12 protein-coding genes and 1 pseudogene are annotated in these 14,076 nt (G+C 75.0%); 11 read left to right on the top strand and 2 right to left on the bottom strand.

Annotated elements, in window-relative coordinates:
* The first annotated feature begins 12 nt into the window (after positions 1–12).
* The 7 genes from LG632_RS26240 (at position 13) to LG632_RS26210 (ending at position 9,874) form a co-directional block, all read left to right on the top strand.
* Entirely contained in the window at positions 13–1,023 is a 1,011-nt protein-coding gene (locus LG632_RS26240; protein ID WP_445271396.1) for a hypothetical protein, read from the top strand.
* Positions 1,020–2,315: a hypothetical protein gene (locus LG632_RS26235; RefSeq protein ID WP_226730025.1), complete on the top strand. Its 1,296-nt coding sequence runs from the start codon at positions 1,020–1,022 to the stop codon at positions 2,313–2,315. The genes LG632_RS26240 and LG632_RS26235 overlap by 4 nt, the downstream gene beginning before the upstream one ends.
* 152 nt (positions 2,316–2,467) lie before the next feature.
* Positions 2,468–3,088 carry a TetR/AcrR family transcriptional regulator gene (locus LG632_RS26230; RefSeq protein ID WP_226730024.1) on the top strand — a complete coding sequence of 207 codons (621 nt, stop codon included), beginning with the start codon at positions 2,468–2,470 and terminating at the stop codon, positions 3,086–3,088.
* A gap of 262 nt (positions 3,089–3,350) precedes the next feature.
* Positions 3,351–5,621: a molybdopterin-dependent oxidoreductase gene (locus tag LG632_RS26225; protein ID WP_226730023.1), complete on the top strand. Its 2,271-nt coding sequence runs from the start codon at positions 3,351–3,353 to the stop codon at positions 5,619–5,621.
* Positions 5,622–5,705: 84 nt separating this feature from the next.
* Positions 5,706–7,256 carry a CitMHS family transporter gene (locus tag LG632_RS26220; RefSeq protein ID WP_226730022.1) on the top strand — a complete coding sequence of 517 codons (1,551 nt, stop codon included), beginning with the start codon at positions 5,706–5,708 and terminating at the stop codon, positions 7,254–7,256.
* Positions 7,257–7,340: 84 nt separating this feature from the next.
* Positions 7,341–8,753 (top strand): aldehyde dehydrogenase family protein, encoded by a 1,413-nt coding sequence (locus LG632_RS26215; RefSeq protein WP_226730021.1) that lies wholly within the window; start codon positions 7,341–7,343, stop codon positions 8,751–8,753.
* A 35-nt stretch (positions 8,754–8,788) separates the two neighbouring features.
* Positions 8,789–9,874: a Zn-dependent alcohol dehydrogenase gene (locus LG632_RS26210; RefSeq protein ID WP_226730020.1), complete on the top strand. Its 1,086-nt coding sequence runs from the start codon at positions 8,789–8,791 to the stop codon at positions 9,872–9,874.
* 56 nt (positions 9,875–9,930) lie between these two features.
* Here LG632_RS26210 and LG632_RS26205 read toward each other — a convergent pair whose 3' ends face one another.
* Complete coding sequence (locus LG632_RS26205; RefSeq protein WP_226730019.1) at positions 9,931–10,632, bottom strand: TetR/AcrR family transcriptional regulator; 702 nt, start codon at positions 10,630–10,632, stop codon at positions 9,931–9,933.
* Positions 10,633–10,697: 65 nt separating this feature from the next.
* Between LG632_RS26205 and LG632_RS26200 the strand changes: the two are divergent.
* From LG632_RS26200 to LG632_RS26190, 3 genes and pseudogenes are all read left to right on the top strand, one after another.
* A pseudogene (locus LG632_RS26200) lies at positions 10,698–11,848 on the top strand (acyl-CoA dehydrogenase family protein).
* A gap of 52 nt (positions 11,849–11,900) precedes the next feature.
* On the top strand, positions 11,901–12,197 hold the full coding sequence (locus tag LG632_RS26195; protein ID WP_226730018.1) for a YiaA/YiaB family inner membrane protein: 297 nt from the start codon (positions 11,901–11,903) through the stop codon (positions 12,195–12,197).
* 68 nt (positions 12,198–12,265) lie between these two features.
* Positions 12,266–12,898, top strand: coding sequence for a TetR/AcrR family transcriptional regulator (locus LG632_RS26190; RefSeq protein WP_226730017.1), 633 nt, complete (start codon positions 12,266–12,268; stop codon positions 12,896–12,898).
* Positions 12,899–12,970: 72 nt separating this feature from the next.
* Here the strand turns inward: LG632_RS26190 and LG632_RS26185 are convergent, their stop codons facing one another.
* On the bottom strand, positions 12,971–13,435 hold the full coding sequence (locus tag LG632_RS26185) for a MaoC family dehydratase (RefSeq protein WP_226730016.1): 465 nt from the start codon (positions 13,433–13,435) through the stop codon (positions 12,971–12,973).
* Between the two features lie 106 nt (positions 13,436–13,541).
* Between LG632_RS26185 and soxR the strand changes: the two genes are divergently transcribed.
* Positions 13,542–14,009: a redox-sensitive transcriptional activator SoxR gene (soxR, locus tag LG632_RS26180; protein WP_226730015.1), complete on the top strand. Its 468-nt coding sequence runs from the start codon at positions 13,542–13,544 to the stop codon at positions 14,007–14,009.
* Positions 14,010–14,076 lie beyond the last annotated feature (67 nt).

Raw genomic sequence — 14,076 nt, 5'->3', positions numbered from 1 at the left:
GGGGCGGCCTGGGTGGATCGCGCTCGCGCGGGGCGGGCGCGGCGGGTGGTGGTCGGGGCTGTCGGGGTGGTGCTCGTGGCCGGGGTGCTGGCGGGGTGCGGGGGGCGGGCCACCACCCACCACAAGCCCGGGACCACCCACGAGCAGGCCAGCGGGAGCGTGGGATCGCTGCTGGAGACCACGGACGCGGCGGGCCACCGGCTGCGGGAGGTCGCGGCCGAGGGCGCGCCCCGGGTCGGCCTGGCGGTCCGGGCCGACACCGAGGACGGCTGGAACCTCCAGTTGACCGTGGAGAACTTCCGTTTCACCCCCGACAGCACCGGCGGAGCCGCCCTCGCGGGCGCCGGGCACGCCCATCTGGAGCTGGACGGCCGCAAACTGGCCCGCCTGTACGGACCCTGGTTCCACCTCCCCGCGGCGCAGGTCCCCGAGGGGGCGCGGCGCACCCTGACCGTCCGGCTCTACGCCGACGACCACACCGTGTGGTCCGTCGGCGGCAAGCCGGTGGAGGCCACGGCCGATCTCCCCGCCCCCGCCCCGCCCCCCACCCCCGCTGCCTCGGGCGGTCACCAGCACACCGCCCCGGCCCCCGGCGCCGACCCCGGCGCCCCGAGTGGCGGCGGAACCGCCGGGCAGAGCGCAGGAGCGACGGCAGCCCCGCCCGCCGCGGGAACCGGCGCGCCGCCCCACGGCGCGAGCGGCGCCCCGCCCGCCGGGGGAACCGGCGCCCCGGCCACCGGGGGCGCCGGTGCCCCGACCGCCGATCGGACCGTCACGGTCGCCGTGCGCGGGGGCAAGGTGACCCCCGCGCCCGGCCGCACCGAGCTCAAGCGCGGCGAACGCGTGGCCCTGCGCGTCACCAGCGACCGCGCCGACACCCTGCACGTCCACGGCTACGACCAGGAACTCACCCTCCCGCCGGGCCGGGAGGCCGTCCTCGTCCTCACCGTGGACCGCACCGGCCTCTTCGAGGTCGAGACCCACGCCTCGGGACTCCTGCTGACCCAACTCCTCGTCCGGTGACCCCCCAGCCGCTCGCCCACGGCGTGGGCTCCACCCACGACCTGCCCATCTCCCCCTTCTACGCCTTCGCCGGCGCCTTCACCGCGCTGTTCGTCTCCTTCCTCGCGCTCGCCCTCCTCTGGTCCACCCCCCGCTTCCGCGGCGACCGCTCCGGCCGACCCCTGCCCGCCGCCCTCCAGCGCGCGGCCGACGCCCCCGCCACCCGTACCGCCCTGCGCGCCCTCGGCCTCGCCGCCGCGCTCGCCCTCCTCGCCTCCCTCCTCCTCGGCCCCGACGATCCGGAGCGCAATCCCGGCCCCGGCGCCGTCTACGTCCTGTTCTGGGTCGGGCTCGTGCCCGCCTCGCTGCTCCTCGGCCCCGTCTGGCGCCTCCTCAACCCCCTGCGCACCCTGCACCTCCTGGTCGACCGGGCCCGTACGGCGCACCGCGGCCACCCCCCGGTCCACCGCCCCCTCCCGCCGGGGCTGGGCCTGCGGCCCGCCGCCGCGGGGCTGTTCGGCTTCACCTGGCTCGAACTCGTCTCGCCCGACCCCGCCTCCCTCACCACCCTCCTGGTCGCCCTCACCGCCTACGCCGCCGTCCAGCTCGCGCTCGCCGCCCGGTTCGGCGAGCGCTGGTTCACCGAGGGCGACGCCTTTGAGGCGTACTCCACCCTCCTTGCCCGTTTCTCCCCCTTCGGCCGCCGCCACGACGGCCGGCTCGTGCTGCGCAACCCCTTCCACGGACTCGACGCGACGCCCGAGCGCCCCGGACTCGTCGCCACCGTCTGCGTCCTGCTCGGCTCCACCGCCTACGACGGCTTCTCCGACCACCCCTCCTGGATCACCACCGTCCAGACCTCGCCCCTCGGCCGCACCCCCACCGCCACCCTCGGCCTGCTCGCCTCCGTCTGCCTCGTCGCCGCCCTCTTCTGCCTGTGCGCGGCGGCCACCCGGCTGGCCGGCGGACCCCACCCCCGCCCGCTCACGGCCTTCGCGCACTCACTCCTGCCGATCGCCCTCGGCTATCTCGTCGCCCACTACTTCTCCCTCCTGGTGACCGAAGGGCCACGCACGGTAAGCATGGCACTCGGCACTGACAACGCCGTCGCGCCCGCCCCGCCCCTGGGTCCCGGCGGCCTCGCCGCGCTCCAGGTGACCGCCGTCGTCACCGGCCACGTGCTCGGCGTCGTGGCCGCCCACGACCGCTCCGTACGCCTCTTCCCGCCCGACCGCGCCGTCGCCGGCCAACTGCCGCTGCTCGCGCTGATGATCACGTACACCCTCGGAGGCATCGGCCTCCTCCTGAACTGACCCGCGCCCCCACGCCGACCCCAACCGACCCCACGCCGACCCGGCCCCGCCCCGGCCCGCCCCGACCCCGACCCCGGCCCCGCGCCCCGCCCCGACCCCGCCCCCCGCCAGAGCTCCGTCCGGCCTGCCCCCACCGCCCCAGGAGCGGCATGATGGACCCCGTGCCTCACGCCCACTCCCTGCGCCGGACCCCGGTCCAGCAGCGCAGCGCCGACCGCCTCGCCCGGATCCTCGACGCCTGCGCCGAACTCCTCGACGAGACCGGCTACGAGAACCTGAGCACCCGGGCCGTCGCCGTCCGCGCGGGCGTCCCCATCGGCTCCGTCTACCGCTTCTTCGGCAACAAGCGCGCCATGGCCGACGCCCTCGCCCACCGCAACCTCGACCGCTACGCCGAGGGCATCAGCCGCCGTCTGGCGGCCCTGCCCGCCACCCACTGGCGCCCGGTCGTGGACGCCGTCCTGGACGAGTACCTCGCCATGAAGCGGACCGTGCCCGGCTTCGCGCTCGTCGACTTCGGCGTGCCCGCGCCCCCGGCCGAGGACCCCGCCGCCGACCCCAACCTCCTGGTCGCCGCCCGGCTGACCGAACTCCTCTGCGGTCACCTGGGCCTGACCCCCGAACCGCCCCTGCGCCGCGCGATCCTGGTCGCCGTCGAGGCCACCGACGCCCTGGTCCGGCTGGCCTTCCGTACCGACCCGGCGGGCGATCCGCAGATCGTGGCCGAGACCCGCGCCATGATGCACGCGTACCTGGCCCGCGTCCTGGACTGACCACCCGCGACCCGCCGGGCCCCGCCACCCGCCGGGCCCCGCCACCCGCCCGTGCCCGACCTCCCGCCACGGCCCGGCCGATCCACCCCCGCCACCCCCTCCCCTCCCTCCCTACCGGTCGGTATGCTCACGCCCCACGTACGTCGTCCACCACGGGACCACGACCGCCGGACCACGACCGCCGGACCACACCCCCAGGACGACCACCGCCGGACGACGACCGCCGGACGACCCGCCGCCGCCGGACCCCCGGGAGGGTTCCATGCCCCGCACCGCCCTGCGCATCTGCCCCTTGTGCGAAGCCACCTGCGGCCTCACCCTCACCATCGAGGGCACCACCGTCACCGGCGCCCGCGGCGACCGCGACGACGTCTTCAGCCGCGGCTTCATCTGCCCCAAGGGAGCCGCGCTCGGCGCCGTCGACGCCGACCCCGACCGGCTGCGCACCCCGCTCGTGCGCCGCGCCGGCCGGCTGCGGGAGGCCGGCTGGGAGGAGGCCTTCGCCGCCGTCGCCGCCGCCGTGCCGGCCCTCGTCGCCGCACACGGCCCCGGCAGCGTCGGCGTCGTCCTCGGCAACCCCAACGTCCACACCATGGCCGGCGCCCTCTACCCGCCGCTGCTGCTGAAGGCCCTCGGCACCCGCAACCTCTTCACCGCCAGCACCGTCGACCAGATGCCCAAGCACGTCTCCAGCGGACTGCTCTTCGGGGACCCGTTCGCCATCCCCGTGCCGGACCTGGACCGCACCGACTTCCTGCTGCTCCTGGGCGCCAACCCGCTGGAGTCCAACGGTTCCCTGTGCACCGCGCCCGACTTCCCCGGCCGCCTCAAGGCCCTGCGCGCCCGCGGCGGCACCCTGGTCGTCGTGGACCCCCGCCGCACCCGTACCGCCGCCCTCGCCGACCGCCACCTCGCGCCCCGCCCCGGCAGCGACGCCCTGCTGCTCGCGGCCCTGGCCCACACCCTCCTCGCCGAGAAGCTCGCCGACCCCGGACCGCTCGCCGCGCACCTGCACGGCCTGGCCGAACTCCCCGACGCCCTCGCCGCTTTCACCCCCGAGGCCGTCGCCCCCGCGTGCGACCTCGCGCCCGAGGACGTCCGCCGCCTCGCCCGGGACCTCGCCGCCGCCCCCACCGCCGCCGTCTACGGCCGCATGGGCAGCTGCACGACCCGCCACGGCACCCTCGCCAGCTGGCTGGTCGACGTCCTCAACATCCTCACCGGCAACCTCGACCGGCCCGGTGGCGCCCTCTTCCCGCTCTCCGCCACCGCCCCCGCGCCCCGCCCGGCCGGGCCCGGCAAGGGCTTCGCCCTCGGCCGCTGGACCAGCCGGGTCTCCGGTCACCCCGAGGTCAAGAGCGAGCTGCCGCTCGCCGCCCTCGCCGAGGAGATCGACACCCCGGGGGAGGGGCGGATCCGCGCGCTGATCGCCGTCGCCGCCAACCCGGTGCTCTCCGCCCCCGACGGCCACCGGCTCGACGCGGCCCTGGAGCGGCTGGACTTCATGGTCAGCGTCGACCCGTACCTGAACGAGACCTCCCGGCACGCGCACGTCGTCCTGCCCCCGCCGCCGCCCGCGCAGAGCCCGCACTTCGACTTCGCCTTCAACGGCTTCGCCGTACGCAACCAGGTCCGCTGGAGCCCCCGGGCCGTCCCGCTCCAGGACGGCCGCCCCGACGAGTGCGAGATCCACGCCCGGCTGGTCCTCGCCGTCAGCGGACTCCACGGTTCCGCCGAGCCGTCCGCCGTGGACGACCTGGCGATCCGCTCGACCCTGGACCGGGCCACCGCCGACCCCGGCTCCCCGCTGCACGGCCGGGACCCGGCCCGCCTCGCCGCCCTGCTCACCGGCTCCGACGGCCCCGAACGCCGACTGGACCTGATGCTGCGGCTCGGCCCCTACGGCGACCAGCTCGGCGCCGCCCCCGCACCCGGGGCCCTCACCCTGGAGCGGCTGCGCGCCCACCCGCACGGCATCGACCTCGGCCCGCTGGAACCCCGGATCCCGGACGTGCTGCGCACCCGCAGCGGCGGGATCGAGCTGCTGCCGGCCCCGATCGCCGCCGCCCTGCCCCGGCTGCGCGAGGAGCTCGCCGGCCGCCCGGACGGCGCCCTGGTGCTCGTCGGCCGCCGCCATCTGCGCTCCAACAACAGCTGGTTGCACAACGTCCCGGCCCTCACCGGCGGTTCCAACCGCTGCACCCTCCAGGTCCACCCCGCCGACGCCGCCCGCCTCGGCCTCGTCGACGGCGGCCGGGCCCGCGTCACCGCCGACGGCGGCAGCCTCGACGTGCCGGTCGAGGTCACCGACACCGTCCGTACGGGCGTGGTGAGCCTGCCGCACGGCTGGGGCCACGACCGGCCCGGCACCCGGCTGTCGGTGGCCGCCGCCGACCCCGGGGTCAACGTCAACCAGCTCCTGGACGGCCGGCTCCTCGACCCGCTGTCCGGCACGGCCGTGCTCAACGGGTTCCCGGTGGCCGTCGCACCGCTGCCCCCAGCGGCCGCCGCCGCGCCCCCGCCACTCTCGTGACGAGCCGCTGACCTGGGGTTTTGCTCGTATTGCTCACGGCGCGACGTCTTGTTGGCGTAAAGACGCCGCGCCTACCGTCCCTGCATGCTGACTCTCCTCGGCTTCGCCATGATCGCGACCTTCCTGGTCCTGATCATGCTGAAGAAAATGTCGCCCATCGCGGCGCTCGTCCTGATCCCCGCGCTCTTCTGCGTCCTCGCCGGCAAGGGCGCCCACCTCGGCGACTACGTCGTCGAAGGCGTCGGCAAACTCGCGCCGACCGCCGCGATGCTGATGTTCGCCATCGTCTACTTCGGCGTGATGATCGACGTCGGCCTGTTCGACCCGGTCGTCCGGGGCATCCTGCGCTTCTGCAAGGCCGACCCGATGCGCGTCGTGGTCGGCACGGCGGTGCTCGCCGCGATCGTCTCGCTCGACGGGGACGGCTCGACCACGTTCATGATCACCGTTTCGGCCATGTATCCGCTGTACAAGCGGCTCGGGCTGAGCCTCGTGGTGATGACGGGCGTGGCCGCGACCGCCAACGGCGTCATGAACACGCTGCCCTGGGGCGGCCCGACGGCCCGCGCCGCCACCGCGCTCAAGCTCGACGCCGGTGACATCTTCGTCCCGATGATCCCGGCCCTCGCCGTCGGCCTGCTCTTCGTGTTCGTCCTGGCCTACGTCCTCGGCGTACGGGAGCGGCGCCGGGTGGGCTCGCTGGTCATGCCGGGGGCGGGGGACGCCGACGGGGCACGACCCGAGCGCCGGACCACGACCGCGACCGCGACCGTGGCGGAGACCGCCGAGACCGGTCCCGCGCCCGTGACCGAGACCGGTGCCGCCACCGCGCCCGCGACCGCGGCGGCGCCGGCCCTGGCCACCGCGCACGCGGGCCCGGCAGGGCCCGGCACCCCCACCCCGAGCGGCCCGCCCACCGGCAGCGGCATGGCCACCGCCCCCGCCACCGCCACCGCCCGGGACACCGGCGCCGCGGACGCGGCCGGCCCGGCCGCCCCGGGCCTCGACCCCGACCGGGACACCCTGCGCCCCCGCCTGTACTGGTTCAACGCGGCCCTGACCGCCGCCCTGCTCACCGCGATGATCATGGAGCTGCTCCCGATCCCGGTGCTCTTCCTCCTCGGCGCCGCCCTCGCGCTCACCGTGAACTTCCCCCACATGCCCGACCAGAAGGCCCGGCTCGCCGCCCACGCCGACAACGTCCTCAACGTCGCCGGCATGGTCTTCGCCGCCGCCGTCTTCACCGGCGTCCTCACCGGCACCGGCATGGTCAAGCACATGGCCGACTGGCTGGTGGGCGCGATCCCCGAGGGCCTGGGCCCGCACATGGCGCTGGTCACCGGAGTGCTGAGCCTGCCGCTCACCTACTTCATGTCCAACGACGGCTTCTACTTCGGCGTGCTGCCGGTCCTCGCCGAGGCCGGCGCCGCGCACGGCGTCCCCCCGCTGGAGATCGCCCGCGCCTCCCTGGTCGGGCAGGCCCTGCACATGTCCAGCCCGCTGGTCCCCGCCGTCTACGTGCTGGTCGGCATGGCCAAGGTGGAGTTCGGCGACCACACCCGCTTCACCGTGAAGTGGGCCGCCCTCACCTCCCTGGTGGTGCTCGCGGCGGGGATGCTTTTCGGCATCATCTGAGACCGCGCCGCAGAAACCTACCGCCGCTCGTTTGTAGGGTGGCGGGCGAGGTCCCCGCGGACGCGCTTGCTCGGGAGGAATGCCATGAAGGCCCACGACGGGATGTACATCGGCGGTGCGTGGGTGCCCGCCTCAGGAGCCGACCGCATCCAGGTCGTCGACCCGGCCGACGAGCAGGTGATCGCGGAGGTCCCGGCGGGCACCGCCGAGGACGTGGACGCCGCCGTCCGGGCCGCGCGCGGCGCCTTCCCCGGCTGGGCCGCCACCCCGCCCGCCGAGCGGGCCGCCCTGGTCGGCGCGCTGCGCGACGTGCTGCTCGCCCGCAAGGCCGAGTTCGCGCACACGATCACCGCCGAGCTCGGCGCCCCGCTCGGGTTCTCCGAGGCGGTCCACGTCGGCGCGCCCGTCGCCGTGGCCGGCTCGTACGCCGAGCTGGGCGCCACGTACGCCTTCGAGGAGCGGCTCGGCAGCTCCACGGTGCTGATGCAGCCGGTCGGCGTGGTCGCGGCGATCACGCCGTGGAACTATCCGCTGCACCAGATCGTCGCCAAGGTGGCCCCTGCCCTCACCGCCGGCTGCACGATCGTCCTCAAGCCCGCCGAGGACACCCCGCTGACCGCGCAGCTCTTCGCCGAGGCCGTGCACGAGGCGGGGATCCCGGCCGGGGTGTTCAACCTGGTGACCGGCACCGGCCCGGTCGCCGGCCAGGCGCTGGCCGAGCACCCCGGGGTGGACCTGGTCTCCTTCACCGGCTCCACCGCCGTCGGCAAGCGGATCGGGGCCGTCGCCGGCGCCGCGATCAAGCGCGTCGCGCTGGAGCTGGGCGGCAAATCGGCCAATGTCGTGCTGCCCGGGGCCGACCTCGCCAAGGCCGTGGCCACCGGCGTCGGCCACGTCATGAACAACTCCGGTCAGAGCTGCAACGCGCTCACCCGCATGCTGGTCCACCGCGACCGGTACGAGGAGGCCGTCGCCCTCGCCGCGGAGGCCGTCGCCCGCTACCCGCTCGGCGACCCGCGCGCCGAGGGCACCCGGCTGGGCCCGCTGGTCAACGCCAAGCAGCGCGACCGGGTGCGCGGTTACATAGAGAAGGGCATCGCCGAGGGCGCCCGGCTGGTGGTGGGCGGGCCGCAGGCGCCGCGGCCGAAGGGCTACTACGTCGCCCCGACCGTGTTCGCCGACGTCACGCCCGAGATGACCGTCGCCCAGGAGGAGATCTTCGGCCCGGTCCTCGCGATCCTGCGCTACGAGGACGAGGACGACGCCCTGCGCATCGCCAACGGCACCGTCTACGGCCTCGGCGGCGCGGTCTGGGCGGCCGACGAGGACAGCGCCGTCGCCTTCGCGCGCCGCATGGAGACCGGCCAGGTGGACATCAACGGCGGCCGGTTCAACCCGCTCGCCCCCTTCGGCGGCTGGAAGCAGTCGGGCATCGGCCGCGAACTGGGTCCCCACGGCCTGGCCGAGTACCTCCAGACCAAGTCCCTGCAGTTCTGATCGCCCGATCGTCCGACCGCCGAGGAGTCAGCATCGTGGTCCGCGCCGCCGTCCTGCCCGCCGTGGGAGCCCCGCTGGAGATAGCGGAGATCGTCCTGCCCGAGCCCGGCCCCGGGCAGGTGCGGGTCAAACTCGCCGCCGCCGGGGTCTGCCATTCCGACCTGTCCCTCAGCGACGGGACCATGCGGGTGCCCGTTCCCGCCGTCCTCGGCCACGAGGGCGCCGGGACCGTGCTCGCCGTCGGCGAGGGCGTCACCCACGTCGCCCCCGGCGACGGGGTCGTCCTCAACTGGGCGCCGTCCTGCGGGCAGTGCCACTACTGCGGGCTCGGCGAGGTGTGGCTCTGCGCCGACGCCCTGACCGGGGTGGGGGCCGTCCACGCGCACCGGGCCGACGGCAGCGAGCTCCACCCCGGCCTGAACGTGGCCGCGTTCGCCGAGGAGACCGTCGTCGCGGCGCGCTGCGTGCTGCCCGCCCCACCCGGCATCCCGCTCGCCGAGGCCGCCCTGCTGGGCTGCGCCGTCCTCACCGGGTTCGGCGCCGTGCACCACAGCGCCCGGGTCCGGGCGGGGGAGTCGGTGGTCGTGTTCGGGGCCGGCGGGGTGGGCCTGGCTGCCCTGCAGGCGGCCCGGATCGCCGGGGCCGGGCCGATCGTGGCCGTGGACGTGTCCCCGGCCAAGGAGGAACTGGCCCGCGCCGCCGGAGCCACCGAGTTCCTGCTCGCCTCGCAGACCACGGCCAAGGAGATCCGGGCGCTGACCGGCGGACACGGCGCGGACGTGGCCGTGGAGTGCGTGGGCCGGGCCACGACCATCCGCACCGCCTGGGAATGCACCCGGCGCGGCGGCCGGACCGTGGTCGTGGGCATCGGCGGCAAGGAGCAGCAGGTCGGCTTCCACGCCCTGGAGATCTTCCACTTCGCCCGCAGCCTGACCGGGTGCGTCTACGGCAACAGCGACCCGGCCCGTGACCTGCCGGTGCTGGCCGAGCACGTCCGTGCGGGGCGGCTGGACCTCGGGGCGCTGGTGACCGACCGGATCGGGCTGGAGGGCATCCCGGCGGCCTTCGAGGCGATGCTCGCGGGCAAGGGCGGCCGGTCGCTGGTGGTCTTCCCGTCGTAGGCGTCGTATGTAGAGAGAATTTCTAAAAAAGTACTCCAGACCCGGGCCCGCTTGCGTCAGACTGGGCCAGGGGAGGCGGCGCCCGGGCCCACGTCCGGGCGCCGCCCGCGCCCCGCCTCCCGCCGCACCGCCTCGAACTGCAGCGCCAGGCCGTCCAGCAGCGCGGCCAGCCCCGCCTCGAAGGCGCCCTCGTCCACCTCGGCGCGCCGCTCGGCCAGCAGATGGGCCTGGCCCAGGTGCGGGTAGTCCGCCGGGTCGTAGGCCGCGGCGTCGTCCACGAAACCGCCGGCGAACGAGCCGACCGCCGAGCCCAGGATGAAGTACCGCATCAGCGCGCCGATCCGGGTGGCCTGGGCCGGGGGCCAGCCGGCCGCCGTCATCGCGCCGAACACGGCGTCCGCCACCCGCAGTCCGGCCGGCCGCCGCCCCGGCCCGCGCGCCAGCACCGGCACCAGGTGGGGGTGGTCGGCCAGCGCGTCGCGGTAGGAGTGCGCCCAGTCGTGCAGCGCCGTGCGCCAGTCGCGCGGATCGTCCGGCTCGAACATCGCCAGGTCCACCCGCGCGCTCACCGCGTCCGCGACCGCGTCCAGGATCTCGTCCTTGGTGCGGAAGTGGTTGTAGAGCGAGGGTCCGCTCACCCCGAGCGCCGCCGCCAGCCGCCGGGTGGACAGCGCCTCCAGCCCTTCCTCGTCCACCAGTCGGCCGGCCGCGGCGACGATGCGGTCGCGGCTGAGGAGGGGCTTGCGCGGTCTGGCCATGCGGCACATAGTAGGGGCTGCCCGGCAAAAACTAGCACCGCTAATAAAGCGAGGGTGGGCCGTTCATGAACCTGGAGCTCAGCGAGGAGCAGAGCGCGGTCCGCCAGCTGGCCCGCGAGTTCACCGACCGCGAGATCGCCCCGTACGCCGCCGAGTGGGACCGCGCCGAGCGCGTGGACCGCGGCATCGTCAAGAAACTCGGCGCGCTGGGCTTCCTGGGCCTGACGGTCCCCGAGGAGTACGGCGGCTCCGGCGGCGACCACCTCACGTACGTGCTGGTCACCGAGGAGCTCGGCCGCGGCGACTCCGCCGTGCGCGGCATCCTGTCCGTCTCCCTGGGCCTGGTCGCCAAGACGCTCGCGACCTGGGGGAGCGAGGCGCACAAGCGCGCCTGGCTGCCCCGGCTGTGCGCGGGCGACGCGCTCGGCTGCTTCGCCCTGACCGAGCCCGGCACCGGCTCCGACGCGGCGAACCTCACCACCCGCGCGGTGCGCGACGGCGGCCACTACGTCCTCACCGGCACCAAGATGTTCATCACCAACGGCACCTGGGCGGACCTGGCCCTGGTGTTCGCCCGCACCGGGGAGGCCCCCGGCCACCGGGGATCTCGGCGTTCCTGGTGCCCACCGACACCCCGGGCCTCACCCGCCGGGAGGTCCGCGGCAAGCTCGGGCTGCGCGGCCAGGCGACCGCCGAACTGGTCCTGGACGGCGTACGGGTGCCCGCCTCCGCCCTGCTCGGACCGGCCGGTAAGGGCTTCTCCGTGGCGATGTCGGCGCTGGCCAAGGGCCGGATGTCGGTCGCCGCCGGCTGCGTGGGCCTCGGCCGGGCCGCGCTGGAGGCGGCCGTGGCCCACGCGACGCAGCGCGAGCAGTTCGGCCGGCCGATCGCCGGGCACCAGCTGGTCCAGGAGCTGATCGCGGACATCGCCGTCGACGTGGACGCGGCCCGGCTGCTGACCTGGCGCGTGGCCGATCTGATCGACCGGGGGCGGCCGTTCGCGACCGAGTCCTCGACCGCCAAGCTCTTCGCCTCCGAGGCGGCCGTCCGTGCGGCGAACAACGCCCTCCAGGTGCACGGCGGTTACGGCTACATCGACGAGTACCCCGTCGGCAAGCTGCTGCGCGACGCCCGCGTGATGACCCTGTACGAGGGCACCAGCCAGATCCAGAAACTGCTCATCGGCCGCGCGTACACAGGGGTTTCGGCGTTCTGACCTGAGTACGAGCGCGGATGCGGGCCGGTCGGGGCGGCCCGATGCTGGGCCCATGCCCCTCAACGAGACACCGGTCAAGCAGCAGAACACGACGGCGTACTACGGTCAGGCCGTCGCCTCCTTCGCCCTCGCGCTCGGCGCGGTGGCGATCGGCATCTGGAACCTGGAGACGGACGCGTGGGTGCGGGCCTTCCTCGCCGTCGCGGTCCTCTACCTCACCACCTCGGCGTTCACCCTCGCCAAGGTGGTCCGCGACCGGCAGGAGGCCGGTCAGATCGTCAGCCGGGTCGACCAGGCCCGGATGGAGAAGATCATGGTGGACTACGACCCCTTCCAGCCGAAGGCGTAGCACGCCTAAGCGCTTGCTCACCCTCCGGTACAGTGGGCCCTTCCACACGGCGAGAGGGTGAGCGAGCGATGCACAGCGCGGAGGAGACCGAGGAGCCCGGCGGCTACCAGCCGTGGTCGGAGGTCACCCCGGACGCCGCCCGGAGACTGCTCGTCGCCGCGGTCGACGCCTTCGCCGAACGCGGCTACCACGCCACCACCACCCGGGACATCGCCAGCCGCGCCGGGATGAGCCCGGCCGCCCTCTACATCCACTACCGGACCAAGGAGGAGCTGCTCCACCGGATCAGCCGGATCGGCCACGACAAGGCCCTGGAGATCCTCTCCACCGCCGCCGACGGCCCCGGCGGCGCCGCCGAACGGCTCGCCGCGGCCGTACGGTCGTTCGTCCGCTGGCACGCCGCCCACCACACGACCGCGCGGGTCGTGCAGTACGAGCTGGAGGCCCTCGGCCCCGAGCACCGCGCCGAGATCGTCGCCCTGCGCCGGGAGAGCGACGCGGCGGTCCGGCGGATCCTCGCCGAGGGCGTCGAGGCGGGGGACTTCGACGTCCCCGACGTCCCCGGCACCACCCTGGCCGTCCTGTCGCTGTGCATCGACGTGGCCCGCTGGTTCAACACGGCCGGTCGGCGCAGCCCGGAGGAGGTCGGCGAGCTCTACGCCGACCTGGTGCTGCGGATGGTCGGAGCGCGGCAGAAGTAGCGGGCGCGCGGGCGGTCGCCGGCCGCCGTGGCGCAGGGGAAGCCCCGGACGGGGCCGGGCGGGTGAAGGGCCTCAGAAGTAGTACCGGGACAAGGACTCGGCCACGCACACCGGCTTGTCCCCGCCCTCCCGCTCGACGGTGACGGTCGCCGCCACCTGTACGCCGCCGCCGGCCGCCTCGGTCACCGAGGTGATCACGGCGGTGGCGCGCAGCCGCGAGTCGACCGGGACCGGGGCCGGGAAGCGGACCTTGTCCACGCCGTAGTTGAGGCCCATCTTCATGCCCTCGACGCGCATGACCTGCGGCACCAGGCTGGGCAGCAGCGACAGGGTGAGATAGCCGTGCGCGATGGTGCGGCCGAAGGGGCCGGACGCGGCCCGCGCCGGATCCACATGGATCCACTGGTGGTCGCCCGTGGCGTCCGCGAAGAGGTCGATCCGCTTCTGGTCGACCGTGAGCCAGTCGCTCGGACCGAGCGGTTCGCCGATCCCGGCGTGCAGCTCCTCGGCGGACGTGAAGATCCTCGGCTCGGCCATGCCACTCCCTCTCGCGGACGGAACAAGCGCTTGCTCAGCGCTCAGCATGGGTGGCGGCCCCGCCCCTGTCAACGGCCCGCCGTGAGCGGCCGTTAGGCTCGGCAGGGTGCCGCAGATTCCCGAGAAGGTCCAAGAACTCACCGTCGGCCAGCTGTCCGCGCGGAGCGGCGCGGCCGTCTCCGCGCTCCACTTCTACGAGGCCAAAGGCCTGATCCGAAGCCGCCGGACCTCCGGCAACCAGCGCCGCTACAGTCGTGACGCGCTGCGCCGCGTCGCGTTCGTGCGGGCCGCGCAGCGGGTCGGGATCCCTCTGGCCACCATCCGCGAAGCGCTGAGCCAGCTCCCGGAGGAACGGACGCCCAACCGGGAGGACTGGGCGCGGCTGTCGGAGAACTGGCGGGCCGTCCTGGACGAACGGATCCGCCAACTGGGGCGACTGCGCGACCACTTGACCGATTGCATCGGCTGCGGCTGCCTGTCGCTGGAGAACTGCGTGCTGTCCAACCCCGACGACGTCTTCGGCGACCGCCTCACCGGCTCCCGCCTCTGGCCCACCCAACCGGGCCCGGCCTAGCGACGGCGCGGCCGGCGTCGCCGCTGCCCGCGTCGCCGTGGCCGTCCTCGGCCGGGCGGCCCGCACC

This window comes from Streptomyces antimicrobicus, assembly GCF_020532625.1.
GTDB classification, from domain to species: Bacteria; Actinomycetota; Actinomycetes; order Streptomycetales; family Streptomycetaceae; genus Streptomyces; species Streptomyces antimicrobicus.
This window is presented reverse-complemented; position numbering and strand designations above follow the sequence as displayed.

Excerpts from the sequence above, each read along its gene's own strand:
- LG632_RS26195 (WP_226730018.1), top strand. The coding sequence starts at position 11,901 with ATGCCCCTCAACGAGACACCGGTCAAGCAGCAGAACACGACGGCGTAC.
- LG632_RS26185 (WP_226730016.1), bottom strand. The coding sequence starts at position 13,435 with ATGGCCGAGCCGAGGATCTTCACGTCCGCCGAGGAGCTGCACGCCGGG.
- LG632_RS26205 (WP_226730019.1), bottom strand. The coding sequence starts at position 10,632 with ATGGCCAGACCGCGCAAGCCCCTCCTCAGCCGCGACCGCATCGTCGCC.
- LG632_RS26220 (WP_226730022.1), top strand. The coding sequence starts at position 5,706 with ATGCTGACTCTCCTCGGCTTCGCCATGATCGCGACCTTCCTGGTCCTG.
- LG632_RS26215 (WP_226730021.1), top strand. The coding sequence starts at position 7,341 with ATGAAGGCCCACGACGGGATGTACATCGGCGGTGCGTGGGTGCCCGCC.
- LG632_RS26230 (WP_226730024.1), top strand. The coding sequence starts at position 2,468 with ATGGACCCCGTGCCTCACGCCCACTCCCTGCGCCGGACCCCGGTCCAG.
- LG632_RS26225 (WP_226730023.1), top strand. The coding sequence starts at position 3,351 with ATGCCCCGCACCGCCCTGCGCATCTGCCCCTTGTGCGAAGCCACCTGC.
- LG632_RS26190 (WP_226730017.1), top strand. The coding sequence starts at position 12,266 with ATGCACAGCGCGGAGGAGACCGAGGAGCCCGGCGGCTACCAGCCGTGG.